The 19,562-nt window shown below is 50.2% G+C and carries 21 protein-coding genes and 1 tRNA gene; 17 read left to right on the top strand and 5 right to left on the bottom strand.

Features of this window, described 5'->3' with window-relative positions:
• Positions 1-152 precede the first annotated feature (152 nt).
• Positions 153-596: a large conductance mechanosensitive channel protein MscL gene (gene mscL / locus HMPREF2661_RS07695; RefSeq protein WP_063076767.1), complete on the bottom strand. Its 444-nt coding sequence runs from the start codon at positions 594-596 to the stop codon at positions 153-155.
• Positions 597-1,045: 449 nt separating this feature from the next.
• Complete coding sequence (gene fabI / locus HMPREF2661_RS07700; protein ID WP_003748060.1) at positions 1,046-1,834, bottom strand: enoyl-ACP reductase FabI; 789 nt, start codon at positions 1,832-1,834, stop codon at positions 1,046-1,048.
• A 208-nt stretch (positions 1,835-2,042) separates the two neighbouring features.
• Between fabI and ppk1 the strand changes: the two genes are divergently transcribed.
• The 5 genes from ppk1 to HMPREF2661_RS07725 all read left to right on the top strand — a co-directional run bounded on the left by ppk1 (position 2,043) and on the right by HMPREF2661_RS07725 (position 9,136).
• Positions 2,043-4,100, top strand: a complete 2,058-nt coding sequence (ppk1, locus tag HMPREF2661_RS07705) for a polyphosphate kinase 1 (protein WP_070823157.1) — start codon at positions 2,043-2,045, stop codon at positions 4,098-4,100.
• A gap of 100 nt (positions 4,101-4,200) precedes the next feature.
• Positions 4,201-6,216 (top strand): prolyl oligopeptidase family serine peptidase, encoded by a 2,016-nt coding sequence (locus tag HMPREF2661_RS07710; RefSeq protein WP_049323117.1) that lies wholly within the window; start codon positions 4,201-4,203, stop codon positions 6,214-6,216.
• A gap of 398 nt (positions 6,217-6,614) precedes the next feature.
• Positions 6,615-6,851 carry an acyl carrier protein gene (gene acpP / locus HMPREF2661_RS07715; RefSeq protein WP_003679644.1) on the top strand — a complete coding sequence of 79 codons (237 nt, stop codon included), beginning with the start codon at positions 6,615-6,617 and terminating at the stop codon, positions 6,849-6,851.
• Between the two features lie 162 nt (positions 6,852-7,013).
• Positions 7,014-8,261 carry a beta-ketoacyl-ACP synthase II gene (gene fabF, locus HMPREF2661_RS07720; protein WP_049323116.1) on the top strand — a complete coding sequence of 416 codons (1,248 nt, stop codon included), beginning with the start codon at positions 7,014-7,016 and terminating at the stop codon, positions 8,259-8,261.
• Between the two features lie 182 nt (positions 8,262-8,443).
• Entirely contained in the window at positions 8,444-9,136 is a 693-nt protein-coding gene (locus tag HMPREF2661_RS07725; protein ID WP_049323115.1) for a hypothetical protein, read from the top strand.
• 55 nt (positions 9,137-9,191) lie between these two features.
• On the opposite strand, the gene HMPREF2661_RS07730 is transcribed toward HMPREF2661_RS07725, so the two are convergent.
• Both HMPREF2661_RS07730 and HMPREF2661_RS07735 read right to left on the bottom strand, forming a co-directional pair.
• Entirely contained in the window at positions 9,192-9,521 is a 330-nt protein-coding gene (locus tag HMPREF2661_RS07730) for a rhodanese-like domain-containing protein (RefSeq protein WP_049323114.1), read from the bottom strand.
• Positions 9,522-9,573: 52 nt separating this feature from the next.
• Positions 9,574-10,230, bottom strand: coding sequence for a protein-L-isoaspartate O-methyltransferase family protein (locus HMPREF2661_RS07735; RefSeq protein WP_049323112.1), 657 nt, complete (start codon positions 10,228-10,230; stop codon positions 9,574-9,576).
• A 182-nt stretch (positions 10,231-10,412) separates the two neighbouring features.
• Between HMPREF2661_RS07735 and tpiA the strand changes: the two genes are divergently transcribed.
• The 5 genes from tpiA to HMPREF2661_RS07760 all read left to right on the top strand — a co-directional run bounded on the left by tpiA (position 10,413) and on the right by HMPREF2661_RS07760 (position 12,791).
• Entirely contained in the window at positions 10,413-11,186 is a 774-nt protein-coding gene (gene tpiA / locus HMPREF2661_RS07740) for a triose-phosphate isomerase (RefSeq protein WP_004464448.1), read from the top strand.
• A 7-nt stretch (positions 11,187-11,193) separates the two neighbouring features.
• The gene (gene secG, locus HMPREF2661_RS07745; RefSeq protein WP_036492092.1) at positions 11,194-11,553 is read left to right on the top strand and encodes a preprotein translocase subunit SecG; all 360 of its coding nucleotides are present in this window, start codon (positions 11,194-11,196) and stop codon (positions 11,551-11,553) included.
• A gap of 15 nt (positions 11,554-11,568) precedes the next feature.
• A tRNA-Leu gene (locus tag HMPREF2661_RS07750) sits at positions 11,569-11,654 on the top strand.
• A gap of 90 nt (positions 11,655-11,744) precedes the next feature.
• Entirely contained in the window at positions 11,745-12,302 is a 558-nt protein-coding gene (locus HMPREF2661_RS07755) for a UbiX family flavin prenyltransferase (RefSeq protein ID WP_070823165.1), read from the top strand.
• 54 nt (positions 12,303-12,356) lie between these two features.
• Positions 12,357-12,791: a PNPOx family protein gene (locus HMPREF2661_RS07760; RefSeq protein WP_070615650.1), complete on the top strand. Its 435-nt coding sequence runs from the start codon at positions 12,357-12,359 to the stop codon at positions 12,789-12,791.
• Positions 12,792-12,843: 52 nt separating this feature from the next.
• On the opposite strand, the gene ppk2 is transcribed toward HMPREF2661_RS07760, so the two are convergent.
• Positions 12,844-13,773 (bottom strand): polyphosphate kinase 2, encoded by a 930-nt coding sequence (gene ppk2, locus HMPREF2661_RS07765; RefSeq protein WP_036492084.1) that lies wholly within the window; start codon positions 13,771-13,773, stop codon positions 12,844-12,846.
• 166 nt (positions 13,774-13,939) lie between these two features.
• On the opposite strand from ppk2, the gene HMPREF2661_RS07770 reads away from it, so the two are divergent.
• The 7 genes from HMPREF2661_RS07770 to HMPREF2661_RS07795 all read left to right on the top strand — a co-directional run bounded on the left by HMPREF2661_RS07770 (position 13,940) and on the right by HMPREF2661_RS07795 (position 19,557).
• Positions 13,940-15,721: a bifunctional chorismate-binding protein/class IV aminotransferase gene (locus HMPREF2661_RS07770; protein WP_049323107.1), complete on the top strand. Its 1,782-nt coding sequence runs from the start codon at positions 13,940-13,942 to the stop codon at positions 15,719-15,721.
• A gap of 101 nt (positions 15,722-15,822) precedes the next feature.
• A complete protein-coding gene (locus tag HMPREF2661_RS07775; protein WP_049323106.1) occupies positions 15,823-16,683 on the top strand; it encodes a ParB/RepB/Spo0J family partition protein in 861 nt (286 codons plus the stop codon).
• Positions 16,684-16,964: 281 nt separating this feature from the next.
• On the top strand, positions 16,965-17,318 hold the full coding sequence (locus HMPREF2661_RS11240; RefSeq protein ID WP_049323105.1) for an ATP synthase subunit I: 354 nt from the start codon (positions 16,965-16,967) through the stop codon (positions 17,316-17,318).
• Positions 17,308-18,174, top strand: coding sequence for a F0F1 ATP synthase subunit A (gene atpB / locus HMPREF2661_RS07780; RefSeq protein ID WP_003748099.1), 867 nt, complete (start codon positions 17,308-17,310; stop codon positions 18,172-18,174). Before HMPREF2661_RS11240 ends, atpB begins: the two co-directional genes overlap by 11 nt.
• A gap of 64 nt (positions 18,175-18,238) precedes the next feature.
• A complete protein-coding gene (gene atpE, locus HMPREF2661_RS07785) occupies positions 18,239-18,475 on the top strand; it encodes a F0F1 ATP synthase subunit C (protein ID WP_003748101.1) in 237 nt (78 codons plus the stop codon).
• 73 nt (positions 18,476-18,548) lie between these two features.
• The gene (locus HMPREF2661_RS07790; protein WP_003708446.1) at positions 18,549-19,019 is read left to right on the top strand and encodes a F0F1 ATP synthase subunit B; all 471 of its coding nucleotides are present in this window, start codon (positions 18,549-18,551) and stop codon (positions 19,017-19,019) included.
• Positions 19,020-19,023: 4 nt separating this feature from the next.
• On the top strand, positions 19,024-19,557 hold the full coding sequence (locus HMPREF2661_RS07795; RefSeq protein WP_003683778.1) for a F0F1 ATP synthase subunit delta: 534 nt from the start codon (positions 19,024-19,026) through the stop codon (positions 19,555-19,557).
• The last annotated feature ends 5 nt before the right edge of the window (positions 19,558-19,562 follow it).

Consider the following 19,562-nt stretch of genomic DNA (forward strand, 5'->3'; position numbering starts at 1 on the left):
TGGTTGAAAAAGCAGGATAGATTGCTGAGAAAGGGAAGGGCGTAATTCTTTCAATCGGAAGGGCTTAACAGGCATACCAAATTAGTATGAGAAAAGGCCGTCTGAAATGGTTTCAGACGGCCTTGGTTTGTGTGTATGTTTGGGTATTGTGATTATTTTTTGTTCAGAGAGTCACGGATTTCGCGCAACAACAGAACTTCTTCGCTAGGCTCTGCTGGTGCTTCTTCAGCAGGAGCTTCGGCTTTTTTCACAGAGTTGATGGCTTTAACCACGCAGAAGATGGCAGCGGCGATGATCAGGAAGCTGATCACGGTGTTGATGAACAGACCGATGTTCAGGGTAACGGCACCGGCTGCTTGAGCGGCTGCCAGGTTGGCGTAACCTTCAGCAGGAGCGGCTTGTGCGCCGTCTTTCAGGGTAATGAACAGGTTGGAGAAATCAACGCCGCCGATCAGCAGACCGATAGGAGGCATGATTACATCATCAACCAATGATTTGACGATGCCGCTGAATGCTGTACCGACAACCATACCGACTGCGAGGTCGACAACGTTGCCACGCATAATAAATTCTTTAAATTCTGAAGCGATTGACATAATTAATCTCCTGTATGTGTTTGAGTCAAAATCAGATGTAGTTCAATAAAACGGCAGGCATATTAACGCTTTATCGGTTAAGAAAAAATTCATTAATGTTAAATTTTGTATTTTATGCTAAAAATGCCCGGCTTCTATGCTTTCTGTATGAAAAACAGGCCGTCTAAATTTTTTCTGTTACTTTTTTGCACCACTTTTTATCAGCGGTTAAGTATCAGATAACATGAATGTTATCTTTAGAATCAATGCTCTATCGGAATTTTAAATTGAGGTAGAATGATAATATAATAATGTTGAAAACATAATCATTGAAAGCCTGTAAAGGTAATGTTTCGTATCCGTATTTGACTTTCAGACGGCCTTTTTTGTCATGCAGTTATTCAAACCATAATGTAATGGCCATAAAAAACGCACTTTCATCATGAAAGTGCGTTTGGTGTGTAAACCGTTTAGTTCTCTTCGTCGTTCAGCGCATTGATGCTGTAACCGCCGTCAACGTAGGTAATCTCGCCGGTAATGCCGGAAGCGAGGTCGGACAGCAGGAAGGCGGCGGTGTTGCCGACTTCTTCAGTGGTAACGTTGCGGCCCAATGGGTTGTGGGAAGCGACGTGGCCCAAGAGTTTGCTCAAATCGGCGATGCCGGAAGCGGCCAGGGTTTTGATCGGGCCTGCGGAGATGCCGTTGCAGCGGATGCCTTCTTTGCCCAGGCAGGCGGCGGTGAAGCGGATGCCGGCTTCAAGGCTGGCTTTGGCCATGCCCATAACGTTGTAGTTAGGAATGGCACGAACGGCGCCCAAGTAGCTCAGTGCAACGATTGCGGCGTTGCGGCCCTGCATCATCGGACGTGCGGCTTTGGCCAGCGCAGGCAGGCTGTATGCGGAGATTTCGTGAGCGGTGTTGAACGCTTCGCGGCTGATGCTGTCGAGGAAGTCGCCGCTCAAGGCTTCCTTGGGGGCGAAGCCGATGGAGTGGACGAGGCCGTCCAAGCCGTCCCAGTGTTTGCCCAAATCAACGAAAACTTGGTTGATTTCGTCATCGCTGGCAACGTCGCAGCGGAACACGAGTTCGGAGCCGAGTTCGGCCGCCATTTTACGGACGCGCTCTTCCAGTTTGTCGACAACATAAGTAAATGCCAATTCCGCGCCTTGTTCGCGGCAGGCTTTGGCGATGCCGTAAGCGATGGAACGCTCGGAGATCATGCCGGTAATCAGAATTTTTTTGCCTTGCAAAAAGCCCATTTTCTTATCCTTTAGCAGTGGTATTGCGGTTGCATTAAACTGCGCATTATAGCAAAAACCGCTGTTTCGGCATAGAAAAAAACGGATAACCCTTTGTCTTGCCTCAAATAGGGATGAGGTTGTCTGCTAAGGCCGTCTGAAACCTGACGGAACAGCGTCAAAACGTTATACTTGATAGTCTTAATGACCGATGTTTCAGGAGTGAACTATGCCCGAGCAAAACCGCATTCTCTGCCGAGAACTCAGCCTGTTGGCGTTTAACCGCCGTGTACTGGCTCAGGTGCAGGATACGAAAGTTCCTTTGTTGGAACGTTTGCGTTTCCTGTGCATCGTGTCTTCTAATTTGGACGAATTTTTTGAAGTCCGCATGGCGTGGCTGAAACGCGAAAACAAATTGCGCCCGCATCAGCTGCTCGACAACGGCAAAACCGCAGCCGAAACCATCGAAGCGGTGGCGAAAGAGGCGCAGGCCTTGATTCGCGAGCAGTACGACCTGTTTAACAAAGTATTGCAGCCTGCACTCAGCCGCGCCGGCATTCATTTCTATCGCCGCCACAAATGGACGGCCGCGCAGAAAAAATGGATCGAAAACTATTTCGACAACGAGCTGTTGCCCATTCTCACGCCCATCGGCCTTGATCCGTCACACCCGTTTCCTCGCCCGTTAAACAAATCGCTCAACTTCGCCGTCGAACTCGAAGGCACGGATGCGTTCGGCCGTCCGTCCGGTATGGCGATTGTGCAGGCTCCGCGCATTTTGCCGCGCGTCGTTCCCATGCCGTCTGAAATTTGCGGCGGTGATGCAGGCTTTGTGTTCTTATCGTCTATTTTGCACGCCCATGTCGGCAAACTCTTTCCCGGCATGAAGGTTAAAGACTGCCATCAGTTCCGCCTCACGCGCGACAGCGATTTGACGGTTGATGAAGAAGATTTGAAAAACCTGCGTGCCGCGATTCAAAACGAGTTGCACGACCGTGAATACGGCGACGGCGTGCGCTTGGAAGTGGCGGATACTTGCCCGGCATACATTCACGATTTCCTGCTCGCCCAGTTCAAACTGACTTCTACCGAGCTGTATCAGGTCAAAGGGCCGGTCAATTTGGTGCGCCTTAATGCCGTTCCCGATTTGGTGGACAGGCCAGATTTGAAGTTTCCGCCGCGCAATGCAGGCCGTCTGAAAGCCTTGCGCAAAAATGGCTCCGTGTTCAAACTGGTCAAACAGTCGCCGATTTTGCTGCACCATCCGTATCAGTCGTTTGATCCGGTTGTCCAAATGATACGCGAGGCTGCGGCCGATCCGGATGTATTGGCCGTCAAAATGACCATCTACCGCACCGGCAGCAATTCCGAGCTTGTGCGCGCATTGATGAAGGCCGCGCTGGCGGGTAAACAAGTTACCGTCGTGGTCGAACTGATGGCGCGTTTTGACGAAGCCAACAACGTCAACTGGGCGAAGCAGCTGGAAGAGGCGGGCGCGCACGTCGTGTACGGCGTATTCGGCTACAAAGTCCATGCCAAAATGGCTTTGGTTATCCGTCGCGAAGACGGCGTGCTCAAGCGTTATGCCCACCTCGGTACCGGCAACTACCACCAAGGCACATCGCGCATTTACACCGACTTCGGCATCATTACCGCCGACGAACAAATCACTGCCGATGTGAACATTCTGTTTATGGAAATCACAGGCTTGGGCAAGCCGGGCCGTCTGAACAAGCTCTATCAAAGCCCGTTTACCCTGCACAAAATGGTCATCGACCGCATCAAGCAGGAAACAGAACACGCCAAAGCCGGTAAACCGGCACGGATTACCGCCAAGATGAATTCACTCATCGAGCCGAGTGTGATTGATGCGCTGTATCAAGCCAGCGCGGCAGGCGTGCAAATCGACCTGATTGTGCGCGGTATGTGTACCTTGCGCCCGGGTGTCAAAGGCTTGTCCGAAAACATCCGCGTCCGCTCCATCATCGGCCGCCAACTCGAACACTCGCGCGTGTATTGCTTCCATAACAATGGTGCAGACGATACCTTTATCTCCAGCGCCGACTGGATGGGTCGCAACTTCTTCCGCCGCATTGAAGTCGCCACGCCGATTACCACGCCCGAACTCAAAGAGCGCGTGATCCGCGAAGGCTTGGAAATGGCTTTGGAAGACAATACCCAGGCTTGGCTGATGCAGCCTGACGGCAGCTATGTCCGCACCCAGCCGAAAGACGGCGAGCCTGCGTTTGGTTTGCAGGAAGGTTTGTGGAAAATATACGGGCGTTGAGTTGAATCATACTTAGGCCGTCTGAAACGCAGGTTTCAGACGGCCTTTTTGATTTTGCCGTTATAATTCCGTTTCCCAATCTTTCAGACGGCCTTTTTTTATGAAATCCTACCCCGATTCCTATCTCCATTTTGAAAACCTCGACGCCCCCGAAACGCAAGATTTTGCCGCCGCGGCGCATGCCGAAACGCGTGCGCGTTTTTTAGAAAACGACAAAGCACGCGAATTGTCTGACGGCATTTTGGCGCAGATGCAGGACACGCGGCAGATTCCGTTTTGTCAGGAACACCGCGCGCGGATGTACCATTTCCATCAGGACGCGGAATATCCGAAGGGCGTGTACCGCGTGTGCACGGCGGCGACTTATCGTTCCGGCTATCCTGAGTGGAAAATCCTGTTTTCAGTGGCGGATTTCGACGAATTGCTCGGCGACGATGTGTATTTGGGCGGTGTGTCGCACTTGGTAGAGCAGCCCAACCGCGCGTTGTTAACACTGAGCAAATCGGGCGGCGATACGGCTTATACGCTGGAAGTGGATTTGGAAGCAGGGGAATTGGTAGAAGGCGGCTTTCACTTTCCGGCAGGCAAAAACCATGTGTCGTGGCGCGATGAAAACAGCGTTTGGGTGTGTCCGGCTTGGGACGAACGCCAGTTGACCGAATCTGGCTATCCGCGCGAAGTGTGGCTGGTGGAGCGCGGCAAAAGTTTCGAGGAAAGCCTGCCGGTGTATCAAATCGATAAAGGCGCGATGATGGTGAACGCGTGGCGTTATCTCGATCCGCAGGGTTCGCCGATTGATTTGATTGAAGCGTCGGACGGTTTTTACACCAAAACCTATTTGCAGGTGTCGTCCGAAGGCGAGGCGAAGCCGTTAAACCTGCCCAATGATTGCGATGTGGTCGGCTATCTGGCGGGGCATCTTTTGCTGACGTTGCGCAAAGACTGGAACCGTGCGAATCAAAGTTATCCGAGCGGCGCGCTGGTGGCGGTGAAGCTGAATCGGGGCGAATTGGGCGCGGCGCAGCTTTTGTTTGCGCCAGATGAAACGCAGGCATTGGAAAGCGTGGAAACGACCAAGCGTTTTGTGGTGGCGAGCCTGTTGGAAAACGTACAAGGCCGTCTGAAAGCATGGCGTTTTACCGATGGTAAATGGCAGGAAGTCGAGTTGCCGCGCCTGCCTTCGGGCGCGTTGGAAATGACCGACCAGCCGTGGGGCGGAGACGTGGTTTACCTTGCCGCCAGCGATTTCACCACGCCGCTGACACTGTTTGCGCTGGATTTGAACGTGATGGAACTGACCGTCATGCGCCGCCAGCCGCAACAGTTTGATTCAGACGGCATCAACGTGCAGCAGTTTTGGACGACTTCGGCCGACGGCGAGCGCATTCCTTATTTCCACGTCGGCAAAAACGCCGCCCCCGACACGCCGACCTTAGTCTATGCCTACGGCGGTTTCGGCATTCCCGAATTACCGCATTATCTGGGCAGCGTCGGCAAATATTGGCTGGAAGAGGGCAACGCCTTCGTGTTGGCGAACATACGCGGCGGCGGCGAATTCGGCCCGCGCTGGCATCAGGCGGCGCAAGGCGTAAGCAAACATAAAAGCGTCGACGATTTGCTGGCAGTCGTGCGCGATTTGTCCGAACGCGGCATGAGTTCGCCCGAACACATCGGTTTGCAGGGCGGCAGCAACGGCGGCCTGATTACCGCCGCCGCCTTCGTGCGCGAACCGCAAAGCATCGGTGCGCTGGTGTGCGAAGTGCCGCTGACCGACATGATCCGTTATCCGCTGCTGTCCGCCGGTTCAAGCTGGACGGACGAATACGGCAATCCGCAGAAATACGAAGTCTGCAAACGCTGGCTTGGCGAATTGTCGCCGTATCACAATCTTTCAGACGGCATCGATTATCCGCCCGCACTCATTACCACCAGCCTCAGCGACGACCGCGTCCATCCCGCCCACGCGCTCAAGTTCTACGCCAAACTGCGCGAAACCTCGCCGCAATCTTGGCTCTACTCGCCTGACGGCGGCGGCCATACCGGCAACGGCACGCAACGCGAATCCGCCGACGAACTCGCCTGCGTGTTGCTGTTTTTGAAAGAATTTTTGGGGTAGAAAGAACCTTGTTTGATTTGCCCGCTTATGTCGGGCCGTCTGAAAGGGCGGGCAATAAAACGAGTTTGATGGCGTTGCGAGGCCTTATTTAAGGCATTTTTGATTCGTCTTATACTCCTGCCAGACGCGCGAAAACGGAAAGAAAAAACGGCGAAAACCGGTTTTTCAGACGGCCGAGATTCACGATAATCAAACTTAACCCTATGATATCAAATAAAAACAATTTCCTGCTTGTAGGTTAAAATCAGCCTATGCTAATATGCGCAACAACAGGTTTTTACTGAATAATCTGTGCTAAAATGCAGGATTAGATGGAAAACTCTATCCGAATTCGGTACAATACCGACGAATTATTTCTCTTAAACAACCTGCCGCAAGGCGAAAAGGAACGACTAATTATGTCAAACATCGAACAACAAGTTAAAAAAATTGTTGCTGAACAACTGGGCGTAAACGAAGCCGAAGTGAAAAACGAATCTTCTTTCCAAGACGATTTGGGTGCTGACTCTCTGGACACCGTGGAACTGGTGATGGCTTTGGAAGAAGCTTTCGGCTGCGAAATCCCTGACGAAGACGCTGAAAAAATCACTACCGTACAATTGGCTATCGACTACATCAACGCCCACCAAGGCTAATCGGTCGCCTCAAACACCCAGCCTCTGCTGCGCCATCGCAATAGAGGCTTTTACCTTATTATCAAACCCCTGAAATTTCAGACGGCATGAGTTTTGCCCGTTTTCACGAAGAAAAAGAGCAAGTCTGCCGCGAAAATCCCGACAACTAACAGCGAGATTATCATGAGTCAGAGAAGAGTAGTCATCACAGGTCTTGGCCAAGTATCACCGGTCGGCAACGACGTCGCCACCGCATGGAGCAATCTGCTCGCAGGCAAAAGCGGCATCGGACGGATTACCCGCTTTGACGCATCCGACATCAACAGCCAAATCGCCGGCGAAGTACGCGATTTCGACATCGGCCAATACATCAGCGCGAAAGAAGCGCGCCGCATGGACGTGTTTATCCATTACGGTATCGCCGCCGCCCTGCAAGCCATCAATGATTCAGGCTTGGACGATTTGGAAACCCTCGACAAAGACCGTGTCGGTGTCAACATCGGCTCCGGTATCGGCGGCCTGCCGAGCATTGAAGCGACCGGCAAAGCCGTACTCGAAGGCGGCGCGCGCAAAATCAATCCTTTCTTTATTCCGGGCTCGTTGATCAACCTGATTTCCGGCCACGTGACCATCCTTAAAGGCTACCGCGGCCCGAGCTACGGCATGGTGTCTGCCTGTACCACCGGCGCGCACTCCATCGGCGACTCTGCACGACTGATTAAATACGGCGATGCGGATGTGATGATTGCCGGCGGTGCGGAAGGCGCAATCAGCACTTTGGGCGTGGGCGGCTTTGCTGCGATGAAAGCCCTTTCTACCCGCAACGACGATCCCGCCACCGCTTCCCGTCCGTGGGACAAAGGCCGTGACGGTTTCGTTATCGGCGAAGGCGCTGGCGTGCTGGTGTTGGAAGAATTGGAACATGCGAAAAAACGCGGTGCGAAAATTTACGCCGAAATCGTCGGCTTCGGCATGAGCTCCGATGCCTACCACATTACCGCGCCTAACGAAGAAGGTCCTGCATTGGCCGTTACCCGCGCCCTGAAAGATGCCGGCCTGAATCCTGAAGACGTTGATTACGTCAACGCACACGGTACATCGACTCCTTTGGGCGATGCCAACGAAACCAAAGCCATCAAACGCGCTTTGGGCGATCATGCGCGCAAAGTCATCGTTAACTCCACCAAATCCATGACCGGCCACTTGCTTGGCGCGGCTGGCGGTGTGGAAGCGTTGTACAGCGTGTTGGCGGTACACGAGCAAAAATCTCCACCGACCATCAACATCTTTGAACAAGACGTTGAAGCCGGTTGCGATCTGGACTACTGTGCCAACGAAGCACGTGACGCGAAAATCGACGTTGCCATCTCCAATTCCTTCGGCTTTGGCGGTACCAACGGCACATTGGTATTCAAACGCTTCAAAGACTGATAGAAGGTTTTAAGCCAAATTGAAAAGGCCGTCTGAAACTGGGTTTCAGACGGCCTTTTCAATTTTAAAAGTTAAATATTCTTGATAATCTATATCATTTATATAAAAATATCGACTCCAATCAATATCGCCCGGATTTTATCGGGTAATCAACCCAATTACATTTTTATCAGGAGTCTGCAATGAAAACCATCCGTATTCTAGCATTGGCCGCCGCGCTGGCCGCCGTGCCTGCATTTGCATCTGATTTCGGCCATGAACAGGCATTGACCATAGACGGCAAGCCCGCCCATCTGGCAGAAACTTCAGCCCGTATTTTGGCAAACGAAACCCTGACTGCGCCGCAACTGGTCGAAGACATTACCGATGGATTGGGTGCGAAAAAAATTCCGGGTTATAAATTGATGATTATGGGCCGCACTTATTCGGTGGCGGCAGAAACCAAACCACCGAAAGAAGGCCAAACTCAGTGGCGGGACAATACGTTTATTCATCGCGGCGTAAAACTGTTTGTCGGTATTCCGGTTCAAAACGGCAAGATGGATTTGGCATCTGCCCGATTGATTAATATCGGCGTGGTTGATGACAACAGTGGTGCCGCGCCTCATGATGAGGGTGAGAAAATCCGCCCCGTCGGCAAACAGCTGATGTCTCCCGATACCAAAGTGGAAAATGTGAAACTCAATATTGCCAAACTGACGTTGCCAAATATGAAATTAGGCGAAACCAGTGGCGGTGGCGTGAAATTGGAAGCATCGGCAACATTGGACGGTAAACCGATACAGACCAAAATCGACAGCACTTTCTCCCGCTTTTATTCTGCCAAACCGGCGGCTACACGGCCGTTTATGGCAGATGCACGGTTTGTGAAATAATCACAAAGGCCGTCTGAAACCCAGTTTCAGACGGCCTTTTATTGATAAAACCGATTCAATACCGCATCATTTTGCTGTCCACCTGCATTGCCCAAGCATCAATACCGCCTTGCAGGTTGTAGAGGTTTTCAAATCCGGCATCTTCTAGATACATTGCCGTGTGCAGGCTGCGGATGCCGTGGTGGCAGTAAACGACGATGGGCAAATCGTCGTCGGGCAGCTCGTTTTGGCGCAGTGGGATGAGGTTCATCGGGATGTGAATGGCAGCGGGCAGGGTGCAGATGGCGCGTTCTTCATCGGTGCGGACATCGAGCAGATGAAATGCGCGGCCTTCGTCCTGCCATTGTTTCAATTCGGCGGGCGAGAGTTGGATGATGTCGGTCATAGGGTAGGGTGTAAAAGTATGAGGCCGTCTGAACTTTCAGACGGCCTGTTGTTTAAAAATCGAAATCGCCGAACGGATTGGCTGATTTGTCTTCCAAGTGTGCTACGACGGTGTCGAACAATACCTTTTCGGAAAACTCATTGCCGTTACGCGTCAGCAAAAGCGCGCGTTGTACCGGTTTGCGGCCGACGATGACCACCATACGGCCGCCGTCTTTCAGTTGCTCTTTCAGAATTTCAGGCACACTGTCTACTGCGCCGCCCACATAAATCGCATCAAAAGGAGCGCCTTGCGATGCTTCGGTCAGGCCGTTGTTTTGCACATAATCAACGTTGGTAAAGCCCAATTCGTCCAAAACTTTTTTGGCGCGTTGCTGCTGCTCGGCATCGATGTCGTCAGTGACGACTTTGCCGGCCAGTTTGGACAGCAGGGCAGTTGCATAGCCTGAGCCTGTACCGATTTCTAAGACGGTTTCGTCTTTTTTCAGTTTCAAACCTTGAGCCAGGCGGGCAACGACTTTGGGTTCCAACATCTTATGGCCGTTGGTCAGCGGCAGCTCCATATCCGCATAGGCCAAACCTTGAAAAGCCTCGCCGACAAAATGTTCGCGCTCGATCTCCTCCAAAGCATCCAAAATGTCGAAGTCCAAGACATCCCACGGACGAATCTGCTGTTCAACCATATTGAAACGCGCTTTTTCAAAGTCCATATTTGTGCTCCGTTCAATTCTTAATTTTATCGAAGCATACATTATAAATCCTTGTCGGAGAGTGTGCCATCTTTCAGACGGCCCGGAGGCTCGTTAATAATTGCCAAGCGCACATATATCCACTAAACTTTCACATTACATGACGCTACAGCAAGCAACAACCAACACACGGAGCAATAAAGATGTATCACCAAATCGGAATGTGGGATCAAAAATGGGTTATCGGCAACTGGAAAATGAACGGCCGACTCCAAAACAACAATGCGCTTATGCACCGCTTCCGCATCATGCCCACCGCCGAACGCGTCCTCATCGGCCTCGCCGCTCCGACCGTTTATCTGTTGCAATTGCACAACGCCATGCAGATTGTTTTGAACAACCGCATCTTGACCTGTGCGCAAGACGTGAGCCGTTTCCCGAATAACGGCGCGTACACCGGCGAAGTGTCCGCCGAAATGCTTGCCGACATCGGTACAGACATCGTCCTCATCGGCCACTCCGAGCGCAGCCTTTATTTCGGCGAGAAAAACGAAATCCAACGCCGCAAAATGGAAAACGTCCTCAACGTCGGCCTGATTCCATTGTTGTGCGTCGGCGAAAGCTTGGAAGAACGCGAAGCCGGTAAAGAACACGAAGTCATTGCCCACCAGCTTTCCATCCTGCAAGGTTTGAACACCAAAAACATCGCCGTTGCCTACGAGCCGGTTTGGGCGATCGGTACAGGCAAAGTCGCCACTGTCGAACAAATCGCCGACATGCACGCATTTATCTACAAAGAAATCTTGTCTTTGTGCGGAAGCGATGTTAAAATCCGCGTTCTTTACGGCGGAAGTGTGAAAGCGGATAACGCGGCCGACATCTTCGCAGTACCTCATGTAGACGGCGCATTGGTTGGTGGCGCGTCATTATCATATGACTCCTTTACCGCCATCATCAACGCAGCACAAGCCTCGTAGAAAACATATGGAAGCCTTTAAAACCCTTATCTGGATTATTAATATTATTTCCGCTCTATTCGTAATCGTGTTAGTATTGCTGCAACACGGTAAAGGTGCGGATGCCGGCGCAACATTCGGTTCTGGCAGCGGTAGCGCGCAAGGCGTATTCGGTTCTGCCGGTAATGCCAACTTCCTCAGCCGCTCGACTGCCGTTGCTGCAACATTTTTCTTTGCGACCTGCATGGCAATGGTGTATATTCACACCCACTCCAATAAGCACGGTTTAGACTTCAGCGATGTGAAGCAGACCCAACAGGCTCCTAAGCCTGCAACGCCTGCACAAAACAATACAACTCCTGTTGCTCCGAATCCTCAGCAGCAGTAAGACAATTTGATTTATGCCGACATGGTGGAATTGGTAGACACGCTATCTTGAGGGGGTAGTGGCCGTAGGCTGTGCGAGTTCAAATCTCGCTGTCGGCACCACATTAGAAAATCTAACCGCTTTTTAGCGGTTATTTTTTCGTCTTGAGAATCTGCTTTTCCTTTATTTTTAGGCCGAGACAGGGAAATACAATGAAGCGTTTGGTTGTCGGCATCAGCGGTGCCAGCGGTTTTCAGTATGGCGTGAAGGCTTTGCAGCTTTTGCGTGAGCATCAGGTAGAAACGCATTTGGTGGTTTCGCAAGGGGCGGAGATGACCCGTGCTTTGGAAACGGATTACACCAAAGAAGACGTTTATGCTTTGGCGGATGTCGTGCATTCTGTCCGTAATATCGGCGCAAGTATTGCCAGCGGTTCGTTTTTGACGGACGGGATGTTGATTGCGCCGTGTTCAATGAAAACTTTGGCTTCGGTTGCTCACGGGTTTGCCGATAATTTGCTCAGCCGTGCGGCGGATGTAACGTTGAAAGAGCGGCGCAGGCTGGTGTTGATGGTGCGTGAAGCGCCGTTAAACTTGGCACACATCGACAATATGCGCCGTGTAACGGAGATGGGCGGTATTGTGTTTCCTCCCGTTCCGGCTCTGTATCAGAAGCCTGAATCCATTGATGATATGATTACGCACAGCGTGTCTCATGCTTTGGACTTGTTCGGTATTGTTCAAACCGATGCGCCGCGCTGGCAGGGCTGATGTTTCAGACGGCCTGAAAATAAATTTAATACACTGAGAAAGAGGATAAAAATTATGCAAGCGATTCCTACCAATATTGTTAAATTTTTGAGCAATCATCATGTCGTCAGTATTGCCGCTGCGGCAGACGGCGAAGTTTGGGCGGCTTGTTGTTTTTATGTGTTTGATGAGGCCAATGCCCGCCTGATTGTGCTGACTTCTTTGAAAACAAAGCATGGCGGACTGATGAGCCGTTCTGCCAAAGTAGCCGGCACCATCGCCGGTCAGCCTGACAGTATCACGAAAATCAGCGGTGTTCAGTTTGCGGCGACTGCCGCTTTGATTGAAGATGAAGCGGATTTGAAAGCGGCGCAGTCTTTATTTTACAAAGCGCATCCTGCTGCTCGAGTGATGAAAAGTGATGTTTGGGCGTTGAATTTGGATAATGTGAAATTTACTGACAATAAATTGGTATTCGCACAAAAAACGTATTGGAATCGTGAGGATTAAGAAAAGGCCGTCTGAAAGATGAAATTTCAGACGGCCTTTGATGCTTTAAGAATTAATCGTGTCCGATGTCTACGGTTTTTTCTTTGTAACGTGTGTCGGGAATCAAAACAATTTTATCGTCCACTTTGCCGATGGCTTTCACGTCTTTGCCCGGATAGTCCAGCTGGTGCAGGAAGTAGCGGATACAGTTCAAACGTGCGCGTTTTTTGTCGTCGGAGCGGATGATGACCCAAGGCGCGTCACCGGTGTGGGTGTGGAAGAACATGGCGTTTTTGGCTTCGGTGTAGTCGTCCCAGCGGTCGAGCGACTGGATATCCACAGGGGACAGTTTCCAGTGTTTCAGTGGATCGTCACGGCGAGAGATGAAGCGACGGAGTTGTTCTTCACGGGATACGGAGAACCAGAATTTGAACAGATGGATGCCGCTGGCAACAAGCATGCGTTCCAATTCAGGGGTTTGACGCATGAAGAGCAGGTATTCGTTAGGTTCGCAGAAGCCCATGACGCGTTCTACGCCGGCACGGTTGTACCATGAACGGTCGAAGAATACCATTTCGCCTGCGGTCGGCAGGTTTTGGATGTAGCGTTGGAAATACCATTGGCCGCGTTCGGTAGTGGTCGGTTTTTCCAGTGCGACAACGCGTGCGCCGCGCGGGTTCAAATGTTCCATAAAACGTTTGATGGTACCGCCTTTACCGGCTGCATCGCGGCCTTCAAACAGGCTGACGATACGCTGACCGGAATCTTTAACCCAGCTTTGTACTTTCAATAATTCGATTTGCAGCTTCTGTTTTTCTTTTTCGTAAACAGAACGGCGCATACGTTGTTTGTACGGGTAGTTGGCAGGAAGCGGTGCGCTGCTGGAATCCTCGTCAGTGCCGCGTCCTTCGTGTTCCAAAACAGCCTTTTCGAATACTTGCAGCTGGTCTTGTTTCTCGCCCAGTTCAACATTCTCGAACGGTTCTAATTGGTGGTCTGCCATAAAGTCTCCTTATCGATTAAGTTTTAAATGATATAGTGTGGTATGGTTTGATTCTACCCTTTTATGCCTCGTTCGACTACATAAAATTACATTAGAGTACTTTTTTTGAATTTGTCTGCTAACTTATGTAAAAGCAGCGTATAATCAGCCTATTTGTACAGCAATCATGCCTTATTTCGCCCTGTTTGACGATGCCGTGAGCGGCCGAGCAAAACTCTATCAAAATCATGTAGAAAGCCATCGGTTTTATCATAACGAACTGGATTCGTTAACAAGTATTTTGCAAGCCGGCTGGAAAAAGGGTTTGCATGCAGTGTTGTTTGCAGACTACGAATTCGGGTTGCCGCTGATGGATATTCCGTCTGGCCGCAGTGGCAGTCTGCGTTTGCACTGGTTTGCCGATTATTCCGAAATCGATGCCGAAAACTGGCTGGCCAATCATTCAGACGGCCTTGAGGCAGGCATCTCTACTCCCCGATTCTCCGTATCCGAAGCCGATTATCTCGAGCATATCCGTCAAATCCACGAAGCCATCCGCCGCGGCGATACCTATCAAATCAATTACACCGCACGCCTGCACCTGCAAACTTACGGCAATCCGATTCAACTTTACCGCCGCTTGCGCCAGCCTGTGCCGTATGCCGTTTTGTCTTGTCTGCCCGACGGGGCAGGGCAGGAGGCGTGGACTTTGTGTTTTTCTCCCGAACTTTTCCTCAAAATCGATTCAGACGGCCTGATTACAACCGAGCCGATGAAAGGCACTGCGCCGATTCTTCACGATGGGCAAGATGAACGCCGCGCCGTTGAATTGCAAAACGACCCGAAAAACCGCGCCGAAAATGTGATGATTGTCGATTTGTTGCGCAACGACCTCGGCAAAATTGCGCAAACAGGCAAAGTATGCGTGCCTGAACCGTTTAAAGTTTCCCGTTTCGGTAGCGTTTGGCAGATGACTAGTGCCATCGAAGCGCAGGCGCTGGCTGATGTTTCGGTTGCCGATATTCTCCGCGCAGCCTTCCCGTGCGGCAGTATCACCGGCGCGCCTAAACGCATGAGTATGCAGATTATTGAGTCCCTCGAATCCGAACCGCGCAGTTTGTACACAGGCAGCATCGGCTTTTTGCATCCGTGTGATACGGGTTTGGGGTTTGAAGGCGTGTTTAATGTCGTGATCCGCACTTTATCTCTGAAGCCGGTTCCAGACGGCCTTTATCAAGGTGTTTATGGCGTGGGTTCGGGAATTGTGATTGATAGCGATCCGGAGGCCGAATATCGCGAGTGCGGTTGGAAGGCGCGCTTCCTCAATGAATTGCGGCCTGATTTTGGTATTTTTGAAACCATGCGCGTGGAAAACAAACAATGCCGTTTGCTTGATTTGCATTTTGGCCGTCTGAACAGCTCGGCGCAAGTGCTCAACCTGACTTGGCCTGAAAACGCAATAGAGCAAATCCAACATTATATAGATGCGTTGCCAAATGGGTTGTTTAGAGTCAAAGCCGCCTTGTTTTCAGACGGCCTTGCATTGAGCCATGCGGCTGTTTCTGAATTGAGTGAACAACAATACGTCATCTTGAGTGAGCACACATTAAGCCAACGCGATTATCTGCGCCGTTTCAAAACCACGCGCCGTGAAATTTTTGACCAGGCGTGGAAAACGGCAGAAGGGCAGGGCGCATTTGACAGCCTGTTTTTCAATTCAGACGGCCTGTTATTGGAGGGAGGAAGAAGCAATGTGTTTATCAAATATCAGGGACAATGGCTTACGCCGTCTTTGGATTTGGATATTTTGAACGGAGTGATGCGCCAAGCGGTATTGAAGCAGCCTCAGCTTTTAGGTGCGGATACAATCAAAGAAACCCACATCTCGCGTTCTATGTTGGAAAATGCGGAAGAAATCCGCTTGAGCAATGCTTTAAGGGGCGTGTTTGCGGTTTCGCTCCGTAAATAAATGGCAATAGTCAAATCATCGTGATTCAAATTGTCGTAAATCGGCAATATCCGATAGAATACGTCATTTCAACATTGAGGCCGTCTGAAAGGGAAAACAATATGGCAAAAGCAAAAGGTGGATTGGGACGCGGTTTGGATTCGCTGATATCCAATGCGGTGGACAGCAGCAGTAGCGACCGCCTGACAACGGTTGCCATCGCCGATATTCAGCCCGGCCGCTATCAGGCGCGCGTACAAATGGATGACGAAGCCTTGCAGGAATTGGCCGATTCTATTAAGGCACAAGGCATTATCCAGCCGGTTATCGTACGCGAACGTGGTCTGTCTCAATATGAATTGATTGCCGGCGAACGCCGTTGGCGTGCTTCCCAGTTGGCCGGTTTGACCGAAATTCCCGTCGTCATCAAAACCATCAGCGACGAAACCGCGTTGGCCATGGGTTTGATTGAAAACCTGCAACGTGAAAACCTCAATCCGATTGAAGAGGCGCAAGGTTTGAAACGCCTCGCCGACGAATTCGGACTGACCCACGAAACCATCGCAAAAGCCGTCGGTAAAAGCCGCAGCGCCATCTCCAACAGCCTGCGCCTGTTGAGCCTGCCTGAGCCGGTTCAAGAAATGCTTTACCAACGCCGTCTGGAAATGGGTCATGCCCGTGCGTTGCTGACCTTGCATGTGGTCGATCAATTGGAGTTGGCGCAAAAAGCCGTCAAAAACGGCTGGTCGGTGCGCGAAGTAGAACGCCGCAGCCAATTGGCGCATCAAAAAGCCAAGCCCGAAGCAGCCAAAACCATCAGCCCGGATATCCGCCGCATCAATGATGCATTGACCGAGCATTTGGGCGTTAATGCCGAAGTCAAAACCAGCAATCAGAAAAAAGGCAAAATCGTGCTGCATTTTGATACGCCGGAAACATTCGAATATTTGCTGAAGCAGTTGGGCATCAATCAAGCGTTCTAACGGCTTTATAAATAGAACAGGCCGTCTGAAAAAAAGCTTTTCAGACGGCCTCAATTTTTGAAAAAGCGTAGAGCGTATAAATGTTTACAATACAAATCAAAATCTTCTGTAAAATCTATGTAACAACATGTAATTTGTGTTAAACTCCATTCCAGCAAAGATTTGTTTTATATGTGTTAATCATTTATTTGTGAAAGGTTCACAAAGATTAACATATTGCTTGACGTTAACAAACTTCTTGATTATATTAGCCTGCCTTGCTTTTTGGGGTACAAAGTACAATGAATCAGATAGTCCCATTGCAAGTGATTGTATTATTAATAATTTCAGTTGTTTGTGCATTATTCTCCGGATTGCCCGGCTTCCTCTCTGCTTTGGCGGGAGGATTTTCGTACATTTTGCCTACCCTAGTTGCAGTTTTACTTTTAAAGTTTTCCCGACGAAATCCCGATCTGCAAAGCTCGATGTTTGTCGGCGGAGAGGTTTTAAAAGTAGTGCTGTCGCTGGTATCTATGTTGGTCGTTTTTGCGATATGGCATCGATCACTGGTATTTTACCCATTTTTATTGGCGTTTCTTGGCGTCAGTCATTTGGTTTTTTTAGTATTGTTGAGAGTAAAACACTATGGCAGGTGAAACTATGACCGCTGCCGACTACATCAAGCACCACTTGCAAAGCTTGACCAGTATGTCGGATGTTACTCAGGGTCAAGGACTGAAAAACATTGCTGATTTTTCGTTCATTAACCTTGATGCAATCTTTTTTGCCGTTCTGTTGGGCGTAATCGGCAGCTTCCTTTTGTGGCGCGGTGCCAAAAAAGCGACGGCTGGTGTTCCCGGTCGTTTCCAAGCGGCTGTTGAAATTCTGTTCGAATTCGTGGATGACATGTGTAAAAGCATTATCCATAACGAACAATCGCGTAAAGCCGTTGCCCCGTTGGGTCTGACCTTGTTTGTCTGGATTCTCTTGATGAATGCCATGGATATGCTGCCGGTTGATTTGCTGCCGATGGCATGGCAAGGCATTACCGGTAATCATCATGCCCTGTTGCGCGTTGTGCCGACAGCTGACTTGAATACGACTTTGGCTCTGGCGATTGGCGTATTGCTGATCTGTATTTACTACAATGTCAAAATCAAAGGCCTTGGCGGTTGGATTCACGAGTTGTTCTGCGCACCTTTCGGTCCATGGCTTGCTCCGGCCAACTTCCTGCTGAACTTGGTAGAGTTTTTGTCCAAAACCGTATCCCACGGTATGCGGTTGTTTGGTAATATGTATGCCGGTGAGCTGGTGTTCCTGTTGATCGCCCTGTTGGGCGGTGCATGGGCGTCAACCGGCAGTGTCGAAACTTTGGATCCGATTTTATTTGTGTTCCACCTGATTGCCGGTTTGGCTTGGGCGATTTTCCACATTTTGGTCATCACCTTGCAGGCATTTATTTTCATGGCGTTGGCGTTCGTATATATCGGACAGGCGCATGATGCACACTAATCAAGTAGTTTTTTTGTAGTTTGTTTTTTGTAGTTTAACCTTTACTATTTTAAGGAGTTTAAAAATGGGTTTGATTGCTATCGCATGTGGTTTGATCGTTGCCTTGGGCGCATTGGGTGCCTCTATCGGTATTGCAATGGTTGGTTCTAAATACTTGGAATCTTCTGCTCGCCAACCTGAGCTGATCGGTCCGCTGCAAACCAAACTGTTCTTGATCGCTGGTCTGATCGATGCGGCTTTCTTGATCGGTGTGGCTATTGCCCTGTTGTTCGCCTTCGTTAACCCGTTTGGTGGTGCGTAATCAAGACGGAGCGATCCGTTCAGATACAGGCTTGCCGTCTGTTTGATTAACCCAGATACGAAGGTTAAGTAACGTGAATATTAATGCAACCTTATTTGCGCAAATCCTAGTTTTCTTTGGCTTGGTTTGGTTTACGATGAAATTCGTATGGCCTCCGATTGCCAAAGCATTGGATGAGCGTGCCGCAAAAATCGCCGAGGGCTTGGCTGCCGCCGAGCGCGGTAAGAGCGATTTTGAGCAGGCAGAGAAAAAAGTTGCAGAACTTATGGCCGAAGGGCGTAATCAGGTAACCGAAATGGTTGCCAACGCCGAAAAACGTGCTGCGAAAATTGTAGAAGAAGCCAAAGAGCAAGCTTCTCATGAAGCAGCACGCATTGCAGCCCAAGCAAAAGCTGATGTAGAGCAAGAAGTTAACCGTGCACGCGAAGTGTTGCGCGAACAGGTCGCTTCATTGGCTGTTAAAGGTGCGGAATCTATCCTGCGTAAAGAAGTCGATGCTTCCAAACATGCAGATCTGCTCAGTGCCTTAAAACAGGAGCTGTAATCTTATGGCAGAGTTCGCAACGATTGCCAGACCTTATGCGAAAGCATTGTTTAGTCTGGCTCAGGAAAAAAACCAAATCGAGTCTTGGTTGGGCGAACTGAAAGAACTCGCAGCGGTTGTTCAGGATGAGAAAGTCATTGCTTTCATCGAGCAGCCGGAAACGGGAGCTTCCGAAAAGGCAGAAACGCTCAAAGGTCTTGTCGGTATCAAAAATGTCGAATTGGCAAATTTTATTACCGTTTTGGCCGAGCAAAAGCGTTTGCTGGTATTGCCGGAAATTTATGCCCAATATCAAGATTTGACCTTGATACACAACAATACGAAATCGGCAGTAATTTACAGCGCGTATGAGCTCAGTTCTCAGCAGCTGGCCGATGTTACCGATATCCTGACAAAACGCTTCAACAGCAAATTGGATGTGGTAACTAAAGTTGCCCCTGAATTAATCGGCGGCATCAAAGTAGAAGTGGGTGATCAGGTCTTGGATTTGTCCGTACAAGGCAAACTGAATGCTTTGTATGCGACTATGACAAATTAGGAGAG

Origin of the sequence: Neisseria sp. HMSC061B04 (genome assembly GCF_001836705.1) — a bacterium.
Taxonomy (GTDB): domain Bacteria; phylum Pseudomonadota; class Gammaproteobacteria; order Burkholderiales; family Neisseriaceae; genus Neisseria.